Origin of the sequence: Sphingomonas sp. S1-29, assembly GCF_026167545.1 — a bacterium.
Classification (GTDB): domain Bacteria; phylum Pseudomonadota; class Alphaproteobacteria; order Sphingomonadales; family Sphingomonadaceae; genus Sphingomonas.
Map to the genome: position 1 here is coordinate 1,858,324 of NZ_CP110678.1, position 23,852 is coordinate 1,882,175.

Annotated in this window: 25 protein-coding genes; 14 read left to right on the forward strand and 11 right to left on the reverse strand. The window is 67.1% G+C overall.

Annotation, left to right across the window (positions count from 1 at the left end; all coding sequences use genetic code 11):
- The first annotated feature begins 108 nt into the window (after positions 1-108).
- Positions 109-981: a class I SAM-dependent methyltransferase gene (locus OKW76_RS08730; RefSeq protein WP_265548534.1), complete on the forward strand. Its 873-nt coding sequence runs from the start codon at positions 109-111 to the stop codon at positions 979-981.
- Between the two features lie 223 nt (positions 982-1,204).
- Here OKW76_RS08730 and OKW76_RS08735 read toward each other — a convergent pair whose 3' ends face one another.
- The 4 genes from OKW76_RS08735 to OKW76_RS08750 form a co-directional block, all read right to left on the reverse strand.
- Positions 1,205-1,567: a YciI family protein gene (locus OKW76_RS08735; protein ID WP_265548535.1), complete on the reverse strand. Its 363-nt coding sequence runs from the start codon at positions 1,565-1,567 to the stop codon at positions 1,205-1,207.
- A gap of 72 nt (positions 1,568-1,639) precedes the next feature.
- Positions 1,640-2,275 carry a heme exporter protein CcmB gene (locus tag OKW76_RS08740; protein WP_033920404.1) on the reverse strand — a complete coding sequence of 212 codons (636 nt, stop codon included), beginning with the start codon at positions 2,273-2,275 and terminating at the stop codon, positions 1,640-1,642.
- Positions 2,272-2,835: a heme ABC exporter ATP-binding protein CcmA gene (gene ccmA, locus OKW76_RS08745; RefSeq protein WP_265548536.1), complete on the reverse strand. Its 564-nt coding sequence runs from the start codon at positions 2,833-2,835 to the stop codon at positions 2,272-2,274. Before ccmA ends, OKW76_RS08740 begins: the two co-directional genes overlap by 4 nt.
- Entirely contained in the window at positions 2,832-3,257 is a 426-nt protein-coding gene (locus OKW76_RS08750) for a metallopeptidase family protein (RefSeq protein ID WP_265548537.1), read from the reverse strand. Before OKW76_RS08750 ends, ccmA begins: the two co-directional genes overlap by 4 nt.
- Positions 3,258-3,281: 24 nt before the next feature.
- Here OKW76_RS08750 and OKW76_RS08755 point away from each other — a divergent pair, with 24 nt between their 5' ends.
- Entirely contained in the window at positions 3,282-3,572 is a 291-nt protein-coding gene (locus tag OKW76_RS08755; RefSeq protein ID WP_265548538.1) for a 4a-hydroxytetrahydrobiopterin dehydratase, read from the forward strand.
- Between the two features lie 35 nt (positions 3,573-3,607).
- On the opposite strand, the gene OKW76_RS08760 is transcribed toward OKW76_RS08755, so the two are convergent.
- Positions 3,608-4,396, reverse strand: coding sequence for an SDR family oxidoreductase (locus OKW76_RS08760; protein WP_265548539.1), 789 nt, complete (start codon positions 4,394-4,396; stop codon positions 3,608-3,610).
- A 51-nt stretch (positions 4,397-4,447) separates the two neighbouring features.
- Here OKW76_RS08760 and OKW76_RS08765 point away from each other — a divergent pair, with 51 nt between their 5' ends.
- Both OKW76_RS08765 and OKW76_RS08770 read left to right on the forward strand, forming a co-directional pair.
- Positions 4,448-5,230 carry an ATP-binding cassette domain-containing protein gene (locus OKW76_RS08765; RefSeq protein WP_265548540.1) on the forward strand — a complete coding sequence of 261 codons (783 nt, stop codon included), beginning with the start codon at positions 4,448-4,450 and terminating at the stop codon, positions 5,228-5,230.
- The gene (locus tag OKW76_RS08770; RefSeq protein ID WP_265548541.1) at positions 5,227-6,750 is read left to right on the forward strand and encodes an ABC transporter permease/substrate-binding protein; all 1,524 of its coding nucleotides are present in this window, start codon (positions 5,227-5,229) and stop codon (positions 6,748-6,750) included. Before OKW76_RS08765 ends, OKW76_RS08770 begins: the two co-directional genes overlap by 4 nt.
- 132 nt (positions 6,751-6,882) lie before the next feature.
- Here the strand turns inward: OKW76_RS08770 and OKW76_RS08775 are convergent, their stop codons facing one another.
- The 6 genes from OKW76_RS08775 to OKW76_RS08800 all read right to left on the reverse strand — a co-directional run bounded on the left by OKW76_RS08775 (position 6,883) and on the right by OKW76_RS08800 (position 13,483).
- On the reverse strand, positions 6,883-8,343 hold the full coding sequence (locus tag OKW76_RS08775; protein WP_265548542.1) for a phospholipase D-like domain-containing protein: 1,461 nt from the start codon (positions 8,341-8,343) through the stop codon (positions 6,883-6,885).
- On the reverse strand, positions 8,340-9,422 hold the full coding sequence (locus tag OKW76_RS08780) for an ATP phosphoribosyltransferase regulatory subunit (RefSeq protein WP_265548543.1): 1,083 nt from the start codon (positions 9,420-9,422) through the stop codon (positions 8,340-8,342). Before OKW76_RS08780 ends, OKW76_RS08775 begins: the two co-directional genes overlap by 4 nt.
- On the reverse strand, positions 9,419-9,808 hold the full coding sequence (locus OKW76_RS08785) for an endonuclease domain-containing protein (RefSeq protein WP_265548544.1): 390 nt from the start codon (positions 9,806-9,808) through the stop codon (positions 9,419-9,421). The genes OKW76_RS08780 and OKW76_RS08785 overlap by 4 nt, the downstream gene beginning before the upstream one ends.
- A 184-nt stretch (positions 9,809-9,992) precedes the next feature.
- Positions 9,993-11,570 carry a phosphoglycerate dehydrogenase gene (gene serA, locus OKW76_RS08790; RefSeq protein WP_265548545.1) on the reverse strand — a complete coding sequence of 526 codons (1,578 nt, stop codon included), beginning with the start codon at positions 11,568-11,570 and terminating at the stop codon, positions 9,993-9,995.
- A gap of 117 nt (positions 11,571-11,687) precedes the next feature.
- Entirely contained in the window at positions 11,688-12,845 is a 1,158-nt protein-coding gene (locus tag OKW76_RS08795; protein WP_265548546.1) for a phosphoserine transaminase, read from the reverse strand.
- 164 nt (positions 12,846-13,009) lie between these two features.
- Positions 13,010-13,483, reverse strand: a complete 474-nt coding sequence (locus OKW76_RS08800) for a PilZ domain-containing protein (RefSeq protein ID WP_265548547.1) — start codon at positions 13,481-13,483, stop codon at positions 13,010-13,012.
- Between the two features lie 635 nt (positions 13,484-14,118).
- On the opposite strand from OKW76_RS08800, the gene OKW76_RS08805 reads away from it, so the two are divergent.
- The 10 genes from OKW76_RS08805 (at position 14,119) to hslV (ending at position 23,841) form a co-directional block, all read left to right on the forward strand.
- Complete coding sequence (locus OKW76_RS08805; RefSeq protein WP_416221859.1) at positions 14,119-14,445, forward strand: transposase; 327 nt, start codon at positions 14,119-14,121, stop codon at positions 14,443-14,445.
- 541 nt (positions 14,446-14,986) lie between these two features.
- A complete protein-coding gene (locus OKW76_RS08810) occupies positions 14,987-15,607 on the forward strand; it encodes a sugar transferase (RefSeq protein WP_265548548.1) in 621 nt (206 codons plus the stop codon).
- 130 nt (positions 15,608-15,737) lie between these two features.
- A complete protein-coding gene (locus tag OKW76_RS08815; RefSeq protein WP_416221800.1) occupies positions 15,738-16,865 on the forward strand; it encodes a P1 family peptidase in 1,128 nt (375 codons plus the stop codon).
- Between the two features lie 43 nt (positions 16,866-16,908).
- A complete protein-coding gene (locus tag OKW76_RS08820) occupies positions 16,909-17,805 on the forward strand; it encodes a hydrogen peroxide-inducible genes activator (RefSeq protein ID WP_265548549.1) in 897 nt (298 codons plus the stop codon).
- Between the two features lie 82 nt (positions 17,806-17,887).
- The gene (locus OKW76_RS08825; RefSeq protein ID WP_265548550.1) at positions 17,888-19,579 is read left to right on the forward strand and encodes an ABC transporter transmembrane domain-containing protein; all 1,692 of its coding nucleotides are present in this window, start codon (positions 17,888-17,890) and stop codon (positions 19,577-19,579) included.
- Positions 19,563-20,615, forward strand: coding sequence for an efflux RND transporter periplasmic adaptor subunit (locus OKW76_RS08830; protein WP_265548551.1), 1,053 nt, complete (start codon positions 19,563-19,565; stop codon positions 20,613-20,615). Before OKW76_RS08825 ends, OKW76_RS08830 begins: the two co-directional genes overlap by 17 nt.
- The gene (locus tag OKW76_RS08835; protein ID WP_265548552.1) at positions 20,612-22,006 is read left to right on the forward strand and encodes a TolC family protein; all 1,395 of its coding nucleotides are present in this window, start codon (positions 20,612-20,614) and stop codon (positions 22,004-22,006) included. Before OKW76_RS08830 ends, OKW76_RS08835 begins: the two co-directional genes overlap by 4 nt.
- A gap of 67 nt (positions 22,007-22,073) precedes the next feature.
- Complete coding sequence (locus OKW76_RS08840; protein WP_265548553.1) at positions 22,074-22,625, forward strand: glycoside hydrolase family 108 protein; 552 nt, start codon at positions 22,074-22,076, stop codon at positions 22,623-22,625.
- Positions 22,626-22,681: 56 nt separating this feature from the next.
- A complete protein-coding gene (locus OKW76_RS08845) occupies positions 22,682-23,095 on the forward strand; it encodes a holin family protein (protein ID WP_265548554.1) in 414 nt (137 codons plus the stop codon).
- A 194-nt stretch (positions 23,096-23,289) separates the two neighbouring features.
- The gene (gene hslV, locus OKW76_RS08850) at positions 23,290-23,841 is read left to right on the forward strand and encodes an ATP-dependent protease subunit HslV (protein ID WP_265548555.1); all 552 of its coding nucleotides are present in this window, start codon (positions 23,290-23,292) and stop codon (positions 23,839-23,841) included.
- The last annotated feature ends 11 nt before the right edge of the window (positions 23,842-23,852 follow it).

The window sequence follows — 23,852 nt, forward strand, 5'->3', positions numbered from 1 at the left end:
CCCCCGTTCGTTTCGAGCCCCCCGTTCGTTTCGAGCGAAGTCGAGAAACCGCCAAGCCCCCCGCCGCCCCCGTTTCTTGACTGCGCTCGAGTCGAACGGAATGGTCGCATGACGCTCGTCACCCTCACCGGCGAGGCGTGGGCCGATTACGGCCTGATCGATTCGGGCAATGGTCGCAAGCTCGAGCGCTATGGCGACTATCGCTTCATCCGCCCCGAGCCGCAGGCGATGTGGGCGCCCTCCGATCCGGTATGGGAGGCCGATGGCGAGTTCATCCCCGCGTCGGACGACGAAGGCGGCGGGCGCTGGCATTATAACGGTCCGGTCCCGCGCGACGGCTGGCCGCTGGCTTGGCGCGAAGTCGCCTTCACCGCGCAGAACACCCCGTTCCGCCATCTCGGCTTCTTCCCCGATATGGCCCCGGTATGGGACTGGATGCGCGACCGGCTCGAGGCCGTGCCCGATCCCGAGGCGCTGAACCTGTTCGGCTATACCGGCGTCGGCACGCTCGCGCTGGCGGCGGCGGGGGCACGGATGGTGCATGTCGATGCGTCGAAGAAATCGGTCGAGGCGGCCAAGGCCAATGCGGCGCTGTCGGGCATGACCGACGCGCCGATCCGCTGGCTGGTCGAGGATGCGGGCAAGTTCGCCGCGCGCGAAGTCCGCCGCGGCCGCCGCTATGACGGCATCATCCTCGATCCCCCCAAATGGGGCCGCGGCCCGGCGGGCGAGGTGTGGAAGCTCGAGGAGAATCTCGCCCCGCTGGTCGCCGACTGCCGCCGGCTGCTCGACGCCGAGTCGCGCTTCCTGTTCCTGACGGTGTACGCGGTCCGCATGTCGGCGCTCGCGATCGGCGAGCTGGTGCGGCAGGCGTTCGCCGATCTAGGCGGGACGGTCGAGGCAGGCGAGCTGGCGGTGCGCGAGGAAGCGCGCGGGCTCGAACTACCGACGGCAATCTTCGCGCGGTGGTCGCGGGACTAACCGAAACTCCCCTCCCTGGAAGGGAGGGGCTGGGGGTGGGTCGAGTGCTCGCGATACGGTCGCCCCAACCCCGCGGCGCCCGTACCCTGCGGTGGCCACCCACCCCCGACCCCTCCCTTTCAGGGAGGGGGGAAGTAGACGACTGCTACCAAGCAACTGGATCCACCGCACCGTGGGCCCAGGCACAAGGCCGGGGTGAAGAGTGTGGGACGAGAGCGGCCCCCTACGCCGCGAAATCCGCCTCCTCATATAGCGGCCGGATTTCGATCTCGCTCGGCCCGGGCATCGGGTTGGGACAGCGCTTCACCCACGCCACCGCCTCATCAAGGTCGGCGACGTTCCACAGCCAAAATCCCGCGACCAGCTCGCGCGTCTGCGTGAATGGGCCGTCGCTTACCTCCCGGCCATCGCCATCGAACGCCACCCGTTTGCCGGCGGAAGACGGCTTGAGCCCCTCGCCCGCCTGCAATATCCCCGCCGCGACCAACTCGTCGTTGAACCGCCCCATCGCCGCCAGCAATTCGGGCGAAGGCATCAGCCCCGCCTCGCTGTCGGTCGTCGCCTTTACCAGCACCATCACGCGCATCGCCCGGCTCCCTCTCTTGCCAAGACGGCTATTTTGCCACAGCGCGCACCGGCTGTCATCCGGCCCCCGCCGCTACTCGCGTCCCACCTTCATCGCAGCGCCGGCGACAAACGGCGCGCCCGCCAGCAGCAACAGGCTGACCGCGCCGAGCAGTTTCACCGCCCCTGGCCCCTCGCCAGCGCCGAAGATCAGCAGCGGCAGCGCCAGCGGCAGCATCACCAGCCCGGCAATCGCCCCCGCCCCGCGCAAGCCCGCGGTCAGCGCGCTGGTCGCCACCGCCAGCGCCGCCAGCCCCGGCGTTCCGATCGCCAGCGCCAGCGCAGTGCGGCCCAATTGCTCGCCCGACATGCCGAGCAGCCCCGCCGCGATCACCGTCGCGGCGATCAGCGGCGGCCCGAAACCAAGCCAATGCCCCGCGATCTTGGCAAGCGCGATCAGCGGATCGCCGATCCCGCGCACCACCCATTGGTCAATCACCCCGGCCTCGAGGTCCGGCCCCACCAGCCGTTCCACCGGCAGCAACGCCGCCAGCAACGCCGCCGACCACACCACACCGCCAGCGATCCGCCCCAGCAGCGCGCCATCCGGTCCCACCGCAAAGGGGAACAGGATCGTCACCAACAGGAAGAACGCCACCGGCAACAGCACCCCGCCGCTGGTCCAGGCGCGCCGCACCTCCCGCCAGGCAATCGCGGCGAACGCGCTCACAACAGGATCTCGCGCGCGTCGGGCAACGCCACCAGCACATGCGTCGCCACCAGCACCGCGCCGCCGCCGGCACGGTGCGCCGCAATCGCCTCCCCCAGCCGCGCCACCGCCGCGACGTCGAGGCCGTTTGCCGGCTCGTCGAGCAGCCACAATGCCGAATCGCTCGCGATCACCCGCGCCAGCGCCGCGCGCCGTCGCTGCCCGGTCGACAGGAACCGCACCGGCACTTCGGCCAGGTCGGCCATCGCCACCGCATCGAGCGCCGCCTCGACCCGGTCAGCGCGCCCGTCGATCGCCGCCCAATAGCCCAGCGCCTGTCCCAGCGGGAGTTCGTGATCGAGCGCCATCCCTTCATGCATCAGCGCCACCCGCTCGGGCCGCTCGATCCGCCCCGCGCTCGGCGGCACCAGCCCCGCCGCCAGCCGCACCAGGCTCGACTTGCCCACGCCATTCGGCCCGCGTACCGCCAGCGCCTCGCCCGGCGGAATCGCGAACGACAGCCCGGCGAACAGCACCCGCCCGCCGCGCGTGCAGCTTACGTCGTGGAAGGCCAGGCTCACCCGGCAGTTTCCTCCCCGGCGGCGTCTTCCAGCGCGTGCATGTCGTCGTCGGACAGCCCGAAATGATGCCCCACCTCGTGCACCACGACATGATGCACCAGCGCGTCGAGCGCGACGCCGGTCTCGATCCACTCCCACAGGATCGGCAGACGGTACAGATGGATGCGATCGGGCAGCGCGCCGCTTTCGAAGCTCGATTTCTCGCCGATCGGGCGGCCGTGATAGATGCCGGTCAGTTCGATCGGTTCGTCGATGCCGAGCGCAGCCAGCGTCTCGTCATCGGCATAATCCTCGATCAGCAGCACGACGTCGGCCAGATGCTCGGCGAAGGGCGACGGGATTCGCGCCAGCGCGGCGCGCGCCATCGCCTCGATCGCGGCGGCGTCGGGAGCGGCTTGGCAAGCGGCAGTGGTTTCGGCCATGACGCCGGGCATAGGAGACACAAGATGATCGAGCAACTGAGCGAAGCCGAGCGAGTCGAGGCGCTCGAAGGCCTGCCCGAATGGGATCATAACGAAGCCCGCGACGCGATCACCCGCAGCTTTGGCTTTGCCGATTTCGTCGAAGCATTCGGCTTCATGACGCGCGTCGCACTGCTGGCGGAAAAGGCCGACCATCACCCCGAATGGTCGAATGTGTATAACCGTGTGGAAATCCTGTTGACGACCCACGACGCCGGCGGGCTGTCGGCGCGCGATATCGACATGGCGCAGGCGATCGACGCGCTGGTGGACTAACCAGAAAGCCTTCTCCCGCAAGTTGGAGAAGGCTTTTAGACCCCCCGCCGCATCTGCTGGCGCAACCGCCCCGGCATCCAGCGCGCGGCGAACCGCATCCGCTGCGCGGTCTTGCCCACCACGGTGTGCACCGAATCGCCATGCACCGCCGCCCATGCCGCCTCGGCGACACGCTCGACCGGGGTGAATTCGAGCCCCGCCGCCGCCACCCGCTCGCGGACGTTCACGTTGGTGCCTGCCACCATCGCATCGAGCAGCGGCGTATCGATGAAGCTGGGCATCAACGAGCGCACCTTGATCCCGTCGGCGCGCCATTCGCCGTCCAGTGCCTCGGTCAGCCCGCGCACCGCGAACTTGGTCGCGCTGTAGATCGCCGCGCCCGAGGTGCCATAGATCCCCGCCGCCGACGCGGTGTTGAGCAGGCACGATCCCGGCGTCGCCTTGAGATAGCGATGCGCGGTATGCGCGCCGTGCACCACCCCGGTGAAGTTGATCGCGATGCAACGTTCGAGCGCGCCCGGATCGGCATCGGCAAACGCCCCGCCCACCGCGATCCCAGCATTGTTGAAGACGACATCGATCCGTCCATCGGGCGCGAAATCGGCGAGCGCGCGCTCCCATTGCGCCCGATCGCGCACGTCCATGCTATGGCAGCTCGCGCGCCCCGCCGGCAGTTCGCGCTGCACCGCCTGCATCGCCGCGTCGTCGATATCGGCCAGCCCCACCTGCCAGCCGCGCTCGGCGAACAACCGCGCCACCGCGCGCCCGATCCCCGATCCGCCGCCGGTGACGAACAGCCGCTTGCGATGCCTGTCCTCGCCCATCCTCGCCCTTTCTTTTGACCTTGCCGCCATCCTTCCGCATGGCTTGGCGCAATGCCAGATGTTTCGGGCCCCGCGGTCGCCTTCGAAGGCGTGACCAAGACCTATCCAGGCGGCGTGGTCGCGGTGCGCGGGGTCGACCTGGCGATCGCCGGCGGCAGCTTCGTCGCGCTGGTCGGCACCTCGGGATCGGGCAAGTCGACCTTGCTCAAGACCGTCAACCGGCTGGTCGATCCCAGCAGCGGCCGCGTAACGATCGACAGCGCGCCGGTCGCCACCGGCCCCGCCCACGCGCTGCGCCGCCGGATCGGCTATGTCTTCCAGAATGTCGGGCTGTTCCCGCATCTGAGCGTGGCGGAGAATATCGCGATCGGCTTGCGGATCGGCGATACCCCCTTCCCGAAAACCGATGCGCGCATCACCGAACTCCTCAGCCTCGTCGATCTTCCCGCCGACATCGCCCGCCGCACGCCCGATGCGCTGTCGGGCGGCCAGCGCCAGCGGGTCGGCGTCGCGCGCGCGCTCGCCACCCAGCCCAAATTGCTGCTGATGGACGAGCCGTTCGGCGCGCTCGATCCGGTCACCCGCAGCGAGCTGGGCAAGGCGATCCGCGCGCTGCACGATCGGCTACGCCTCACCACGATCCTGGTTACCCACGACATGGCCGAGGCGATGCTGCTCGCCGATCGCGTGCTGGTGATGGCCGATGGCGCGATCGCCGCCGATGCCTCCCCCGCCGATCTGATGGCGGGGCGCGCAGGGCCTGCCGCCGACGCGTTGGTCGCGGTGCCGCGCGAACAGGCGCATGCGCTGGCGGCGCTCGAGCGCGGCGCATGAGCGATGCCTTCGTCCGCGTACCCGATCTGCTGGCGCAGCATGTCCTGCTGGCGTTCAGCGCACTGCTGCTCGGCCTCGCGATCGCATTGCCGCTGGCGGTGTGGTCGGCGCGCCGCCCCGCCGTCGCGCGCGTGGCGCTTGGGTTCGCCAGCCTGGTGCAGACCGTCCCCGCGCTCGCGCTGCTGGCGCTGTTCTATCCCGCCTTGTTGTGGCTTTCGGCCCTGGTCGGCGGCGGCGTCCCCGCGCTCGGCTTCCTGCCCGCGTTGCTAGCGCTGACGCTCTACGCGCTGCTGCCGATCCTGCGTAACGGCGTCACCGGCCTCACCACGCTCGACCCCGCGATCCTGGAGGCAGCCGATGGCGTCGGCATGACCGCGTGGCAAAAGCTGCGGATCGTCGAGGCACCATTGGTCGCGCCGGTGCTGATGGCGGGCATCCGCACCGCCGCCGTTTGGACGATCGGCGCGGCGACGCTCGCCACCACCGTGGGCCAGCCCAGCCTTGGCGACCTGATCTTCGCCGGGCTCCAGACGCAGAATTGGAGCCTCGTCCTCGCCGGTTGCATCGGTGCCGCCGGCCTCGCGCTCACCGTCGATCTGCTGCTGGCACTTGCCGAACACGGCATCCGCGCCCGCCGGCGATTGCAGGTCTATGCCAGCCTCGGCGCGCTGCTGTTCGGCCTGCTCGCCGCGCTCGCCCCCGCTGTGCCCAGCGGTGCGAAGACCGTCACCGTCGGCGCGAAAGGCTTTTCCGAGCAATATATCCTCGCCCGGCTGATCGGCGACCGGCTGACCGACGCCGGCTATGCGGTGCGCTATCGTGAAGGGTTGGGATCGGCGGTGGCGTTCGGCGCGCTCGCAAGCGGCGATATCGACGTCTATGTCGATTATTCGGGCACGATCTGGGCGAACGAAATGCGCCGCGACGACATTCCACCGCGCGAGGCCATCGTGCGCGGGGTCGGCGATTGGGCGCGCGAGGTGCATGGCGTTCGGCTGGTCGGGCCGTTGGGGTTTGAAAACGCCTATGCCTTTGCCATGCGGGGGGCCGATGCGAAGCGGCTGGGGGTCACCTCGCTCTCCGATCTGGCGCGCGTTGCGCCACGGCTTCGCTTCGGCACCGATGTCGAGTTCCTCGAACGCCCCGAATGGCGCAACGTCCGCGACCGCTATGGCCTGCGCTTCGCGAGCCAGAACGCCTATCACCCAACCTTCATGTACCGCGCACTGGCCAGCGGTGCCGCCGACGTCATCCCCGCCTTCTCCTCCGACGGCCGGATCGCCGCCGACCGGCTAATGGTGTTGACCGACCCCCGCCACGCCATTCCCGGCTATGACGCGCTACTGCTGGTCGCCCCTGCGCGCGCGCAGGACGACCGCTTCCTCGCCGCGCTGGCGCCGCTGGTAGGCCGGGTAGATGTCGAAGCAATGCGCGAAGCAAATTACCGCGTCGATCGTGACACCGACAAGGACACCCCCACCGAAGCGGCGGCGTGGTTGACGCAGCGGTTAGGCCTCTGATCCCCCCTCCCTGAAAGGGAGGGGTCGGGGGTGGGTAGGGTCCGGGAGCGACGGCCGCGCGTCAGGCTACGGCAACCGTATCGCGAACACTCGACCCACCCCCAGCCCCTCCCTTTCAGGGAGGGGAGCGAGTCAGATCCGCCGCCGCAACCGTCCCCGCACCCGCCGCGCGCGATCGCGCACCCGGGTCGTCAGCCCGCGTCGCGAAGGTTCGAACGCGGCTTCGGGATGTTCGGGGTCGAGCGCCTGGGCATTGGCCATCACCCGCTGCCATTCGGCCTTTTCAGGCGGATCGAACGGCACCAGCGAACGCCCGCTGCCGCGCAGCCGCTCGACCGTCTCGATCAGCGAACCGGTCTTGGCCAGCGTCTGCTCGACCACCTCAGGCTCGACCCCCAGATGCTCGGCCATCAGCCCGGCGCGCAGGCCCGCGATGGTCGCGATCATCGCGTCGTCGGTCGCTTCGATGACGACGTCGCATTCGCTGTCGAGCCCCATCGAGCGGTTGTTCATATTGGCCGACCCCACGCGCAGCACGCGGTCATCGGCGATCATCACCTTGGCATGGACATAGATGTCGGCCTCGCGATGCGTCACCGGGGTATAGATTTGTGCGCGGTGGTGGTTGGGATGTTCGCGCATCGCGTCGATCAATTCGGCGCGCGCCGCGCCCATCACTTCTTCCTCGAGCCAGCCATCGGCTACCTTGGGATTGACGATCACGAACTCGGGTCCGTTTTCCTCGTCGAGCCGCTTGGTAATCGCCTCGGCGATCACCCGCGAGGCGAAATATTGCGTTTCGATATAGGCGTAACGCTCGACCCGCTCGATCATCGCGACGAACAACGCCTCGATCTCGCGGATTTCCTCGATCTCACCGTTCAGACCGCGCGTGCGGCCGATCGTGACTTCGATATCTTCGAATTGCGGGCGAAGCGCGTCGGGCCAGGCGTTGCACGCCACCTGCGGCACCGGCAGCGGATCGCCGCCCGCAATCTCCCAGCGGGCGCGAGCCAGATCGCCCAGCGCCCCCGCCACCGGCCCTTCAAGTGCCATCGATGCGTCGTGCCAGGGCATATACCGCCGCTCGGTGAAAGGCCGCCGCCGCCGCTCGTCATTGTCGAGATGCTGGCGCGTGTCCCATCGCGACGCGGTCATGTCGATCCCGCCGCAAAACGCCATGCAATTGTCGATCACGATGATCTTTTGGTGATGGCTTGCGCCGAAGGGATGCGCGCCGTCGGTCTTGAAGGTGATCTGCTTGTGCTTCATCCACCGCGCCAGCCGCAGCACCGTGGTGCCGCGCCCCAACAGCTTCATCGTCACCAGGCTCCACGCCAGGATATTGATCTGCAAGCCGGGTCGATTATCGGCCAGCCAGCTCAGAAACGGCCCCAGTTCGGTCGGCGCGCCGTCATCGGGACGGCTGCGGTCGAGGATGATCCGGCTGTCGAAGTCCCAGCCGACCAGGATGATCTGGTCGGTCGCGCCCATCATCGCCTTGCGCGCATAGGCGTAATAATCGGCGGCATCGACCACCAGCGCGGCGCGATTGGCATGTTCGGTCCGCCAACCCAGTTCGTTCAGCTTCAAATCGCCTCCGGTCCGTTGGCCCCAAGCACATGGGTACATAATTGCGCCGCCGCACTGTCTTCTGGCGTCAGGGCCGCGACCGTGACCCAGCCCTGCGCGCGCCATGTCGCAGCATCGGCTCCTTCGGGCACGAACAGCCGCCGCCGCTCGACCGCGATGCAGCCGGCTTCGAGCACCGGGTCGGCATAGAGCGAAAACCCGACGGCCGCCTCTTCGGTGCCGCCGTCATGCATCACGGTATAGGTGCCGCCGCGCCCGATTTCGACCGGGATTCCGGTGGCAAAGATCGAAAAGCCGAGCCAGCTTTGATATTCAAAGCCATGCCGTTCGGTGGGGTCGAGCGTCAGCGCGACGTTCGCCGGCAACGCCTCGGCAATCGCCGCCAGCCCGTCGAGCCTGGTGGCTAGCGCCGCCCCATGCGCGCTGCCGCGCAGCTTGGCCAGCGCCTGGTCAAACGGTCCCGCCGCCTCGATCAGCGGCAGATAGGCGGGCGCGATCGCGGCCACGCCGGCGGCGTCCTTGCCGTCGAGCGCGATCCGCAGTGGCTCGAGCTGCTCGGGCGGCAGATCGCCCAGCGTCTCGACCAGATCGGGCAAGGTAAAATCGATCGACAGGCCGGTGATGCCCGCAGCGGTCAGCGCCTCGACCGCGACGCTGACGATCTCACGCGCCGCCGCGACACTGTCGAGCCCGATCAGCTCGCAGCCGATCTGGCGCATCGTCCGCTCAGGCCGAAGCTGCGAGGCGCGAAGCTTCAGGATCGCGCCGGCATAGGAGAGGCGAACAGGGCGCGGGTGATGCGCCATCCGGGTGGCGGCAATGCGCCCCACCTGTGCGGTGATGTCGGGCCTGATCGCCAGCGTCGCCTGGCTCACCGGATCGACGAAACGCACCGCATCGCTCGCGCGCGCAGCCTTGAGCCGCGCACCAAGCGCCGCCTCGAACTCGGCAAGCGGCGGATCGACCTGCTCATAGCCATAGCCATAAGCGGTATCGAGCACCCGCCGCTCGAGCCGCGACGCCGCATCGGCGACGGGGGGCAGGCGATCGTGGAAACCTTCGGGAAGCAGACCGGTCAAAAGCCCTCTCCCCCCCGGGGAGAGGGTTGGGAGAGGGGCTGTCCATCAAGCGCCTCGGCAATTGCCTGAAGCACCCCTGCCAAATTCTTGCCTACCGCGCGATTGTCGAACCGGACCACCCGATACCCCTGTGCCTGCAGAAACGCCGTCCGCTTCTCGTCGCGACGCGTGTCGGTCGCGTGGCTGTCGCCGTCAACCTCGATCACCAGTTTTTGCGAACGCGCGACGAAATCGGCGATGTAGGGGCCGATGACCACCTGCCGGCTGAACTTCACCCCGGCGAAGCGTTTGCCGCGCAGGTAGAGCCAGATTTTTTGTTCGATCGGAGTCTGCTGGGTGCGCATCTGGCGGGCGCGTTGAAGCAGGACATCGTCAGTTTTGGGCACATGCAGACTCCCTCTCCCTGAGGACCCGCAGGCTATAGAAATCCGGTCGCCGAAACCATCACTCCCTCTCCGCTCCGGGGAGAGGGCCGGGGAGAGGGGCTGTAACGAAGTGCATCGGCCCTGCCCCTCTCCCGGCTTCGCTGCGCTCGCCTGCCCTCTCCCCGAAGGGGAGAGGGCCATGCACCTAAAACCGCAACGCCATTACCGTTCGCACGCCCGGCAGTGCGCGGACGTTCGCAATCAGCTCGGCGGTGACCGGTTCGTCGACCGACAGCAGCAGCACCGCCTCGCCACCGGCATCGCGGCGGCCGAGGTGGAACGTGCCGATATTCACTCCCGCCTCGCCCAGCGTCGTGCCGATCCGGCCAATGAAGCCCGGGGCATCGTCGTTGACGACATACAGCATATGCCCCGCCAGATCTGCCTCGACCTTGATCCCGAACAGCTCGACCAGGCGCGGGGCCTGATCGCCGAACAGCGTGCCCGCCACCGAACGCTCGCCCGCGTCGGTCTTCACCGATACGCGCAGCAGCGTGTGGTAATCGCCCTCGCGCTCGGTCCGCACCTCGCGCACTTCCATGCCGCGCTCCTTGGCGAGCACCGGCGCGTTGACCATGTTGACCGTGTCGGTCTGCGTCCGCAGGAAGCCCGCGAGCACTGCCGAGACGATCGGCTTCTGGTTCAATTCGGCCGCCGCGCCCTCGCTGTGGATCGAAATCCGCCCGATCGCGCCATGCGTCAGCTGCCCCACCAGCGAGCCCAGCTTTTCGGCGAGCGCCATATAGGGCTTCAGCCGCGGCGCTTCCTCGGCCGACAGGCTCGGCATGTTGAGCGCATTGGTAACGCCGCCCGATACCAGGAAATCGGCCATCTGCTCGGCGACTTGGATCGCGACATTGACCTGCGCTTCGCTGGTCGATGCGCCGAGATGCGGAGTCGACACGAAATTGGGCGTACCGAACAAGGGCGATGCCTTGGCCGGCTCCTCGACGAACACGTCGAGCGCCGCGCCGCCGATATGCCCCGAATCGAGCCCTTCCTTCAGCGCCGCCTCGTCGATCAGCCCGCCGCGCGCGCAGTTGATGATGCGGACGCCCTTCTTGGTCTTGGCGAGATTTTCGGCGCTCAGGATGTTGCGCGTCTGGTCGGTCAGCGGGGTGTGCAGCGTGATGAAATCGGCGCGCGCCAGCAATTCGGTGAGCTCGACCTTCTCGACGCCGATCTCGATCGCGCGCTCGGGGCTGAGGAACGGATCGAAGGCGACGACCTTCATCTTCAGCCCCAGCGCACGATCGGCGACGATCGATCCGATATTGCCCGCGCCGATCAGTCCCAGCGTCTTCGACGTCAGCTCGACGCCCATGAAGCGGTTCTTCTCCCACTTGCCCGCCTGGGTCGAGGCATCGGCCTCGGGCAATTGGCGCGCGAGCGCGAACATCAGCGCGATCGCGTGTTCGGCGGTGGTGATCGAATTGCCGAACGGGGTGTTCATCACCACCACGCCCTTGGCGCTGGCGGCGGGAATATCGACATTGTCGACACCGATCCCAGCGCGCCCGACGACCTTGAGGTTGGTCGCGGCTTCGAGGATTTCCTTGGTCACCTTGGTCGAGCTGCGGATCGCCAGCCCGTCATACTCGCCGATCATCGCGATCAGCTCGGCTGGCGTCTTGCCGGTGATTTCATCGACCTCGACCCCGCGCTGGCGGAAAATCTCGGCGGCTTTGGGATCCATTTTGTCGGAAATAAGGACTTTGGGCATTTGATTTCTCCACCCGTCATTCCGGCGAAAGCCGGAACCCAGGGTTACAAAGGATGTCGCGTATGGCGCTGGCTCCCGGCTTTCGCCGGGATGACGATTAAGACGCCGGGATGACGATTAAGAAGTGCGCGCGGTTGCGTAGGCCCAGTCGAGCCACGGGCCGAGCGCCTCGACATCGGCGGTGTCGACCGTCGCGCCGCACCAGATGCGAAGCCCCGCCGGCGCATCGCGATAGCCCGCGATGTCATAGGCCGCATGTTCGGCCTCGAGCAGCGACGCCATCTTCTTGATCAGCGCCTCATCGGCACCTTCGACAGTCAAACACACGCTGGTGTTCGACCGAGTCGCCGGATCGACCGCGAGATAGCCCAGCCAATCGCGCGCCTGCACGATCCGGTCGAGCGCCGCCGCATTCGCCGCCGATCGCCCGATCAGCGCGTTGAGCCCGCCGATCGACTGCCCCCATTCGAGCGCAAAGATATAATCCTCGACCGCCAGCATCGACGGGGTGTTGATCGTCTCGCCCTTGAACAGGCCCTCGATCAGCTTGCCGCCTTTGGTCATGCGGAAAATCTTGGGCATCGGCCAGGCCGGGCTATAGCTTTCGAGCCGCTCGACCGCGCGCGGCCCCAGGATCAGCACGCCGTGGCCGCCCTCGCCGCCCATCACCTTCTGCCAAGAGAAGGTGGTCACATCGAGCTTGTCCCATGGCATGTCCATCGCGAACACCGCGCTGGTCGCGTCGTTGAAGGTCAGCCCTTCGCGATCGTCGGAAATCCAGTCGCCATTGGGGACGCGCACGCCGCTGGTGGTGCCGTTCCAGGTGAAGACGACATCATGGTCGTGCGGCACCCGCGTCAGGTCAACGATCTCGCCATAGGGCGCGGTCATCACCTGCGGGTCGATCTTGAGCTGCTTGACCGCATCGGTCACCCAGCCTTCGCCGAAGCTTTCCCACGCCATCACCGTCACCGGGCGCGCACCGAGCATCGACCACATCGCCATTTCGATCGCGCCGGTATCCGATGCGGGGACGATCGCGATGCGGTGGGTATCAGGAACCTGGAGCACTTCGCGCGTCAGGTCGATCGCGCGCTGCAACCGCGCCTTGCCCAGCTTTGAGCGATGCGAGCGGCCGAGCACCAAAGTGTCGAGCTTGTCTGCCGACCAGCCCGGAGGCTTGGCGCAGGGGCCGCTGGAAAAATGGGGACGCGCCGGCTTGGTGGCGGGTTTGATGGACGCAAATGTGGCGTCGGCAACGTGTAGATCAGTCATGTCAGTCTCTCCTCACAGAGAGCACGCGCGGCGTTGGGACCGCGTGGCCCGCCGCTGGCCCTAGAGATGCCGGGCGGGGTGTCAAGCAAAGATAGGGTCGACCGGGACGAAACGAACCCGCGATTCCGGCAGCGCGCTCGGTGCTCAAAATTGGCGCGCGGTGCCTAGATCGTGAACGCGAGCACCAGCCCCCAGGCCGCGGTAGCGAGTCCGACGAGCAGGCCGACACGGACCGCGCCGGGCCAGCGGCCGATTTCGATATCCTCGCCGTCATTGCCCGCGGGTAACGGCCCGACGCCGACCGCCGGGTGTTGAACGACGGTCGATTCGGTAAAGGCGTGCTCGACCTGCGCGTCGCTGAGCGGGGTGTCGAATTCGCAGCCAAAGCCCGAACCCTGGCGGCGAACAACATGCGAAGGGATTGCGCCGACGCCGGCGATACCGATACGAATCGGCTGCCCGATCTCGAGCGCGAGCGATGTCTCAACGAAACAGCCGCTTACAGAGAGGTTCGTGACCTTCACCGAATGCGGCGTCCCGCTATGGTCGCGAAGCGTCGATTCATGATCGACGGGGCGGCGCGCGGCGACGCGGCTGCCCTCGTCGGCTTCAAGATACAGCGTGGCGGCGAATTGCATGACGTGTCCAATCGAGGTTGACTCCTCAAATCCGCTTTTTCGGTTACTAAACCTTTAGCGAAACAACCCAAATGCGAGTTGCCGTCAGATTGGATGTGTTGGAGTCACGGCTTGCGTAGCTTGGCCGCACCCAGCGTTCAAGCGATGCGCGGTGACATGATGGCGACCCGAACCGCGGCAGGATTGAGCAGGATGCGGCTTGCACAACCGCGCATTGGCCGAGTGTCGAATCGCTGTCCGCCACTAAAACTACTATATAAGCGACGGTCCGCCGCCAGCTTGAGCGGCTCGACGGGCAAGTTCGGACGGTCGCGACCCGCATTTTAAAATATCAGTTGCAAGCCGGCAAGTCGAAGGAGTCGGTAGCAGCACGATTACCGATCAGCAGGTCGGCCAGCTCCTGAAGGCCAGGGCGCAGCCAGCAGCGAAGGAGGCGCCGCTAGCCAGCGCGCTGGCAGATCGCGCGTTTCAAAATTGATAGCGTGCCGGGTGTCCTCAACTCGCCGGTGATGGCCGACCTTCGACGTTAGCACGCTCAAATCCTCCAGTATGAAGGCGCGATCGTGCCCTCTTGCGAGCTAGGCGGCGGACAAATTGTTTGACGCAAGACTTGGTGGTTGATTCAGGGCTTCCTTTTGGCGCGCCGCATTCGACGCAGAAGGGGGCCCTCGGCACCAGCGATCAGGCGGTCGCGGGGTGGCTGGACCACTAAGATCCATGCACTCACCGACGTCGTCGGTCGCCCCTATGCGATGATGCTGACACCGGCCAACGTCAGCGACATCAGAGCAGCGCCCTCCCTTCTCAAACGCGCCGGTCGCATGCGTTACCTGCTCGGCGATAAACCTGTTCTGAGCTTGTCGACGGGGGCTACGATGCCGACAGCCTGCGCCGTTCGCTTCATGAAGCAGGTACCACCCCGTCATCCCGGACGTCGCATTAGAAGGCGAACCATCCGCTAAGACCAACAGCGGTACCGCGGTCGTCACCTCGTCGATAACGCCTTTTGTCGTCCGAAGGACTTCCGCCGCGTCGCCACTCGGTACGACAAGCTCGCGGCGAATTTCCTGTCTGCTTTCACACTCGCAACAGCCGTCGCCTTCTAGCTATGAATGAGTCTGAGCCCTAAAAAACTGCACTCGCGCGGAAGCATTGGCCTGATCACGTTCCGTTTCGTATCCGAGCAAATCCCCGCTACCCACAGCCGCTTCCGCTTCCCAAAAATCAATACTGAACCAGAGCCCGCCCCGCTGCGAACCCCTTTTTTCCCTGTAATTTACAGCCTGAACCGGGTCGAGCTTGAATTAATGAACATATGCTTGGGCAGTATGTCCCGGAACGAGACTACCTTTGGTTACACTTGCGGGGTATTTGCGTTGCCCAGCGAATCATGCCAGAAAACTGCACCTCGCATGTGCAGCAATTCCCGGAGAATAGGTGTTCCATCCTCACGTATCGACCTTCGATGTCGACTACGCCCCCGGGGGCGAGCGCCGCTCGGCCATGACCATGATGCGTGACCTGGCAATCCGAGCGGCCGATATCACGCTCACATTGATCGGCATCGTGGCAGTCGCGCCGCTGATGCTGATCGTCGCAATGTTGATCTATGCGCGCGATCCGGGCCCGATCCTGTTCCGCCATCGCCGCATCGGCAAGGGCGGGCGGTCGTTCCACTGTCTCAAATTTCGCTCGATGGTGGTCGATTCAGACCAGCGCCTCGCCGACCTGTTGGCGTCGGACGCCGATGCCCGCTTCGAATGGGCGGTGAACCACAAGCTCAAGAACGATCCGCGGATCACCGCGCTCGGGCGTTTCCTTCGCAAGAGCAGCCTGGACGAGCTGCCCCAGCTGTTCAACGTGCTGCGCGGCGACATGAGCCTGGTCGGCCCGCGTCCGATCGTCGAGGCTGAGGTTCGCCATTACGGTCGCTACTTCACCGAATACCAATCGACCCGCCCGGGGATCACCGGCCTGTGGCAGGTCAGCGGGCGCAGCGACGTGAGCTATCGCCGCCGCGTGGCAATGGATGTGATGTATGCGCGGCGGCGCTCGCTGGGGATGAACGCGTACATCGTCGGGCGCACGATCCCCGCCGTGCTCGCGGCGCGCGGCAGCTTCTGAAGCAGAGTTGCTAGCACCCGACGGCGGGGGCGATGCGTTCCGGAGATAGACCGGGCTGAGCGCGAAATTGCCCCCGCACCGCGCCTATGCTTTGATGCGCCGATCGAAGGATCGGGAGGCAAAGCAACCGATGTCCAAGAAGATCATGGCAATTGCCGCGCTACCGATCGCGCTGGCGGCGGGGCTTGCCGGCGCGAGCGACGTCGCGCGCCGATCGGGGATCGTCATCGGCATCTTGTCCCCCGGCCCACTCAACGCAATCACTGACGTCCCAGGCGTCCGCGTGGGCCATGTCACGATCGAGCGCGGCAAGGACGTGCATACCGGCGTCACCGCGGTCCTTCCGCACGGCGGCAACCTGTTCCGCGAGAAAGTCCCCGCCGCGATCGTCGTTGCCAACGGCTTCGGCAAGTTCGCCGGATCGACCCAGATCGAGGAACTGGGCGAGATCGAAGCCCCGATTCTGCTCACCAACACGCTGTCGGTTGCCGAGGCGATGGCCGCATCGGTCGAATGGACGCTGGCGCAACCGGGGAACGAGGATGTCCGATCGGTCAACGCCGTCGTCGGCGAGACCAATGACGGGATGCTCAACGACATTCGCGGCCGCCATGTAAGGATCGCCGATGCACGCCGCGCGATCGAGACCGCCGCCGCCGGCGCGGTTGCCGAGGGCAATGTCGGCGCTGGCACCGGCACCGTCGCGTTCGGCTGGAAGGGCGGGATCGGATCGGCCTCGCGCCGCCTGCCCGCCTCGCTCGGTGGCTGGACGGTAGGGGTGCTGGTCCAGGCCAATTATGGCGGCGTGCTCACGATCGACGGCACTGCGGTTGGGCCGGCGCTTGGTCGCTATGATTTCCAGCGCGAGATCGAAGAGCGCCGCGCCGACGGGTCGGTGATCGTCGTCGTGGCCACCGATGCGCCGCTGTCCGATCGCAATTTGCGCCGCCTCGCCGCGCGCGCCTTTGCCGGGATCGCGCGCACCGGATCGTCCTTCTCGAACGGATCGGGCGACTATGCTGTCGCCTTCTCGACCGCCGCATCGGTGCGGCGCAAGGCCGGCACGGCGATCCCGATGCTAGCCGACCTTCCCAATGGCGCAATGAGCCCCGCCTTTCAGGCGGCTGCCGAGGCGACCGAGGAGGCGGTATTGAACGCGATGCTCTCGGCGCGGACCACCGTCGGTCATCACGGCACGGTCGAGGCGCTGCCGCTCGATCGCGTGCTGCCGCTGCTCGCCAAGCCCCGATCGCGCTAGCCGGCGCTTCCTAACCGCGCGCGCCGCGCCTATGCCTGCCTGCGTGCAGCCGACGATCCGCCAGCTTCGCTACCTCGTGGCGCTTGCCGAACAGGGTAGCTTCACCCGCGGTGCCGCCGCGGTCGACGTCACGCAACCCAGCTTTTCGCAACAGATCCAGCTGCTCGAGACGATGCTCCAGGGCCGCGTCGTCGAGCGCGGCGGGCGGACGATCCTGACGCCCTTGGGGCGCGATGCGGTGGCGGCGGCGCGGCGCGTGCTGGTCGAGGTCGATGGGTTTGTCGCGCTCGCCGATCGCCGCGTCGACGCGTTGTCGGGCACGATTCGCCTCGGCGTTTCCCCAACGCTTGGTCCCTATATTCTTCCCCAGCTCGTGGCACGGCTCCACGCCACCAGCCCGACGCTGCGGGTTCATGTGCGCGAAGGCATGCCCAGTCTGCTGCTCGAGATGCTCAGCGATGGCGCGCACGACGTCGTGTTGCTGCAATTGCCCGTCGACCAGGCCGGCCGCCATGTCGAACGGCTGTTCCGCGACCCGCTCTACCTGGCGATGGCGGCCGACGACCCGCTGCGCGACCGCGCCGAAATCACCACCGCCGACCTTGCCGGCCGCGGCTTGCTGACGCTGCAGGCGCAATATCGCATGAGCGACCAGGTGACCGCGCTGGCCGAAGCGGCGGGGGCGCATGTGCTGCGCGATTACGAAGGCACCAGCCTCGATGCGATCCGCCAGATGGCGGGCATGGGGATGGGGCTCGCCTTCCTGCCGCAGCTCTATGTCCGCCAGGAAATCCGCCCCGGTGACGAAGTGATCGCGCGGCCCTTTGCCGGCGGGCGCCATTATCGCGAGATCGGGCTGGTTTGGCGCGCCGGCGCCGGGCGCGCCCCCGCGTTCGAAAAGCTCGCCGCGCTGTTGCGCGAAGTGGCTGTAATAGGATAATTCTATGGCAATTATAGCCGCAGTCCCGTTGGCCCGATAAGCCGAACGCCGCATTCTGGTCTTCTCGCACAGGGAGACGGTAATGGCGGCGCAGCGCGCAGGGTTGCGGGCATTCGGTGGCTGGATCGCGCTGGTATTGGCGCCCGATGCGGCGTTCGTCCGGCTCGCAATCGTTTATGGCATCGCGATTTCGCTATTGTCGCTGGCGACACCGATTTCGGTTCAGCTACTGATCAACTCGGTCGCCAACACCGCGATGCCCGCGCCGTTGTTCACGCTCGCGGGCATCCTGTTCCTGTTGCTCGCGATCGCCGGGGTGCTCAGCGCGCTGCGTATCCACCTGATGGCGCTGTTCGAACGCCGGCTGTTCGCGCGGCTCGTTGCCGAGATCACGCTGCGATCGGTCCATGCCCAGAACCCGTTCTTCGCCGATGCGCGCCGCGGCGACCTGTTCAACCGCTATTTCGACCTCATCACGGTGCAAAAGGCGCTGCCGAGCCTGTTGATCGGCGGCTTCACGATCGTGCTCCAGGGAGCAGTCGGCCTGGTCGTCACCAGTTTCTACCACCCGTTTTTCCTGGCGTTCAACGGCGTGCTGGTCTTCACCTTGTTCGTGATCTGGCAGGTCTGGGCGTCGGGCGCGGTGCGCAGCGCGGTCGCCAAGAGCCACGCCAAGCACGCCACCGCGCACTGGTTAGAAAGCGTCGGGGGGTCGAACGGCTTCTACAAATCGAGCCGCCACCTCAATTTCGCGATGGACCGGTCAGAGGCGATGACCGCCGATTATATCGCGCAGCACCGCCGCCATTTTCGCTACACCTTCGCACAGACACTTTGCCTGTTGCTCACCTATGCGCTGGCGAGCGCCGCGCTGCTCGCGCTCGGCGGCTGGCTGATCATCCAGGGTGAGCTGTCGATCGGCCAGCTTGTCGCCGCCGAGCTGATCCTGTCGGGAGTGTTCTACGGCATCGCGCAGTTCGGCACCTATCTCGACACGCTGTACGACCTCGCGGCAGGACTCGAGGAATTGTCGCTGTTCTGGGACATTCCGCAGGAAGAACCGCGCACCGGCAGCGCGCAAGGCCCCGCTAATGGCACGATCCGGCTGCGCGGGGTGCAGCATGGCGGCCATGTCTTTGACTTCGAGATCGACAGCGGCGAGCAGCTCGCGATCGTCGCGGCGCCGGGGGTCGAGCGCACGCTGGGCCTGTTGCTCAAGCGGCACGAACAGCCCGCGCGCGGGCTGGTGCTGGTCGGCGGCAGCGATATTGCGGGGTTCGACATGTACCGGCTGCGCGCCGACATCATGGTGCTCGACCGCCCGAGCTTCGTTGAAATGTCGGTGCGCGACTATCTGACGCTCGCCGCTTCGGGCGATGCGACGCGGGTGATGGACGTGGTCGAGGCGGTCGGGCTGGCGACGCGCGTCGGCGCGCTCGACGACGGGCTTGATACCATCGTGTCGAACACCGGCTGGCCTTTTTCGGTGGGCGAGATGATGGCGCTCAAGCTCGCCGCCGCGTTGCTTGCACGCCCGCGCGTGCTGGTACTCTCGCCGCTCTACGACCTGCTGCCCACCGCGCGCGTCGATGTTGCGCTCGCCAGCTTGCGCGAGAGCGGCACCACCGTGCTGCAATTCACCCGTCGTCCGCAGGGGCTGACGCGCGACGGTCGGCTGTGGGTCGGCAGCCAGGCGCAGCAGCGCTGCGTCAGCGAGGCCGAGCTGATCGCGCTCGCGCGCGACGAAGGAGACACCGATGCTCTTCCAGCCTGACCATCTCGCGCATTTCCCCACCTTGGTCTCGATTCGCCCGCCGCGCGTCACCCAGGTCATCGCCTGGATGCTGATGATCGGCATCGGGCTGGTCACTGCGATCCTGTTCGGCGTGCCCTGGCTCCAGACCTCGGCGGGCACCGGCCAGGTGGTGGCGCTCAATCCCGACGATCGCGTCCAGTCGGTCACCGCGCTGGTGCAGGGCCGGGTCGAGCGCTGGTACGTCAACGATGGCGACCAGGTGAAGGCGGGCGATCCGATCGCGCGGCTGATCGACAACGACCCCGACCTGCTCGCGCGGCTGCGCGCCGAGCGTGCGCAGGTCGCCGCCGAGATCGCCGCCGCGCAGCAAGCGATGGCGGTCGCGCAGCTCGACGTCGGCCGCTCGGGCCAGTTGCTCGCCGAAGGGCTGATCGCGCGCCGCGATTACGAGGCATCGCAGATTCGCGTGGCCGATCATCGCGCCAAGCTCGCCGAAGCGCGCGCCAAGCTCAGCCGCGTCGATGTCGGGCTCAACCGCCAGTCGGCGCAGACCGTCCGCGCGCCGCGCGACGGGCGCATCCAGACGATCGACGCGGGCGCCGGCGCGACGTTGGTCAACCCCGGCGATATCCTGGCGACGCTCGCCCCCGAGGCGCCGGTGCGCGTCGTCGAACTGTTGGTCGACGGCCGCGACGTTGCGCTGATCTATCCCGGCCGCCCGGTGCGGCTGGCGTTCGAGGGCTGGCCCGCGATCCAGTTCAGCGGCTGGCCCTCGATCGCCGAGGGGATGTTCGACGGGCGCGTCCGCTCGATCGATCCCTCGGCGCAGGCTACGGGGCTGTTCCGCGTGCTGGTTGAGCCGATGCCCGGCCGCCCGCGCTGGCCCGACGACGATTATGTCCGGCTGGGTGCCAAGGTGCGCGGCTGGATCCAGATGGAGACCGTCAGCGTCGGCTATGAACTCTGGCGCCAGCTCAACGACTTCCCGCTCGAATTCCGCCGCCCCGCGATCGAAGCCGAAGCCGCTGCCAAGGCGCAGGAGAAGGCGAAGTGATACGCCTGGCGCTGGCGGTCTTCCTGCTGGCGGCGCTCCCCGCCGCGGCGCGCGCGCAAGTGCTGACACTCGACGAAGTGCTGCGCTCCTCGGCGACCAACGCCCCCGCGATCCTCGAGGCGATCACCCGCGAGCGCCAGGCCGACGGCCGCCGACTGTCGGCCGAGGGCGCGTTCGACACCTTGTTCGAAGGCGATGCGCAGTCGCGGCTGCTGGGCTATTATGACGGCACCGTGGTCGAGGCGCGCGCGAGCCGCCCGTTCGTCAACAATGGCGGCGGGCTCTATGCCGGCTATCGCGCCTCGCGCGGCGAATTTCCCGTCTATGAGGACAAGGCGTTCACCAATCGGCTGGGTGAGGTGAAGGTCGGCGCGGTCTTCTCGCTGATGCGCGATCGGCTGGTCGACGAACGCCGCACCAAGCTCGGGCTTGCCAGCCGCGACATCGAACTCGCTCGGCTCGATCGCGAAATGGTGGCGATCGGCGTCCAGCGCCGTGCGGTCGGCGCCTACCAGCTCTGGGTAGTCGCGGGGATGCGCGTCGGCGTCTATCGCGACCTGCTGGCGCTGGCGAGCGAGCGCCAGAAATCGATCGAGCGCCAAATCACGCTCGGCGCGCGCCCCGAAATCCTCGGCACCGAGAACCGCCAGAACATCGTTCGCCGCCAGACCTTGCTGATTCGCGCCGAACAGGAACTGGCAAGCGCCGCCAATGCGCTGTCCTTCTATCTGCGCGACGCCGATGGCGACCCGATGACCCCCGGCCCCGAACGGCTGCCCGGCGCCTTCCCCGAGCTACGGCTGCCCCCGCTCGGCGGTGATCTCGCGCGGCGGATCGACCGGCCCGATCTCGAAACCATCCTCGTCCGGCTCGACCAGGCCGCGGCGCGCCGGCAGCTGGCCGAGAACGACCTGCAACCGCGACTCGACCTGCGCGCCGAAGCCGCCAAGGATATCGGCCCGATCGGGCTCGGCGGCCCGAACCGGACCCCTGCCGAGGCGATCGTCGGGGTGCGCTTCTCGCTTCCGCTCGAACGCCGGCAGGCGCGCGGGCGCGTCGCCGAGGCGGTTGCCGAAGCCGATGGCCTTCGGCTTCGCCGCAAGTTGATCGAGGATCAAATTCTCGTCGAGGTGAACGACTTGGCGATCCAGGTCGGTGCCGCCGAACGGCTGGTCGCGCTGGCGGGCGACGAAGCCGCGCTGGCGAACCGCATGGCCGAGGCCGAACGGCGGCGCTTTCAGCTCGGCGCGAGCGACTTTCTGGTCGTGAACCTGCGCGAGGAATCGGCGGCCGACGCGCGGCTGCGCCAGCTCGACGCCGAATATCGCCGCTCGGCCTCGCGCGCCGAGCTGGTCGCGGCGACGGTCGATCGCGCGCAACTGGGGCTGTAGCCCACCTTTTTGTCCTGTCCTACAACAATCCATATGGGTTAGCTTTCTCCTCCAACAGGAGGACGACATGGATATCGACGAATTGATCGACGACGTCATTTCGCGCGAAGGCGGCTATAGCAACCACCCCGCCGATCGCGGCGGCCCCACCCGCTGGGGGATCACCCAGGCGGTTGCGCGCGCCGACGGCTATGCCGGCGACATGCGCGACTTTCCGCGCGAGCGCGCAGCCGCGCTCTATGCCCAGCGTTATTGGTCGCGTCCGCGCTTCGATAGCGTGGCGAAGGCCGCGCCGCGCATTGCCGCCGAATTGTTCGATACCGGGGTGAATATGGGGCCCAAGGTCGCCACGACCTTCCTCCAGCGCGCGCTCAACGCGCTCAACCGCAACGCGCGCGATTATCCTGACATCGCAGTCGATGGCATGCTGGGGGCGCAAACTTCGGCGGCGCTTTCGGCGTTCCTGCGCATCCGCGGCGACCGCGGCGAAACCGTACTGCTCAAGGCGATCGAGGCGCTGCAAGGCGCGCGCTATGTCGATCTGGCCGAACGCCGCCCGGCCAACGAGGCCTTTCTGTACGGCTGGCTAGCGAACCGTATCGGTGAACCGGGTGGCTAAGAACCACGCACATGCGCCTACTTCGCCCACTTCGCAATCTGCAACGGAGCATCGCCATGAGCATCCTCGACGGCCTGATTGGCCCGCTTGCCGGCCTGATCGACAAGATCATCCCCGACCCCAAGGCGCGCGACGCCGCCAAGCTCGAACTGTTGCGGCTCGAAGGCAGCCAGGAGATCGAGGCGATGCGCGCGCGCCTCTCGGCGATCGTCGCCGAAGCGCAATCGACCGATCCCTGGACCAGCCGCGCGCGCCCGAGCTTCCTCTACGTCATGTACGCGCTGTTCCTGTTCGCGATCCCGATGGGGTTGCTGTCGGCGCTGTCGCCGCAAATGGCGCTCAGCATCTCGAACGGCATGACCGCGTATCTACGCGGCCTGCCCGAGGAACTCTACGCGCTCTTCGGCACCGGCTATCTCGGCTACACCGCCGCGCGACAATGGGGGAAGGCGAAGGGGGTCGATCGCTAGGAAGATTACCCTCCGCAAACGTCACCCACGCCCCGAACGTCATCCCAGCGAAAGCTGGGATCTCCCGGTTTGGCACGCGACGCCCGAAAAACGGGAAGGCCCCGGCTTTCGCTGGGGCGACGCGAAAAGGTGGGGGTCGCCGGCGACGCCCCCCCGGATTGCACCCCAACACCCCCTCCCCCATATCGCGCGCCATGAGCAAGAATATCACATGGCACGGCACCACCATCCTTTCGGTCCGCCGCGGCGGCAAGGTCGTCATCGCCGGCGACGGCCAAGTCACCCAGGGGCAGACGGTGATGAAGCCCAATGCCCGCAAGGTCCGCCCGCTGGGTGACGGCAAGGTGATCGCCGGGTTCGCCGGCGCGACCGCCGACGCCTTCACGCTGTTCGAGCGGCTCGAGGCCAAGCTCGAACGCCACCAGGGCCAATTGCTGCGCGCCGCGGTCGAGCTCGCCAAGGACTGGCGCACCGACAAGTTCCTGCGCAACCTCGAGGCGATGCTGATCGTCGCCGACAAGGACGTGACCTTGGTGGTGACCGGCAATGGCGACGTGCTCGAACCCGAAGCCGGCATCGCCGCGATCGGATCGGGCGGCAATTTCGCGCTCGCCGCGGCGCGCGCGCTGGTCGATTACGAAGCCGATGCCGAGGTGCTCGCGCGCAAGGCGATGGGCATCGCGGGCGAATTGTGCGTGTACACCAACGACCGCCTGACCGTGGAAATCCTGGATAGCGACACCTGATCCCCCCTCCC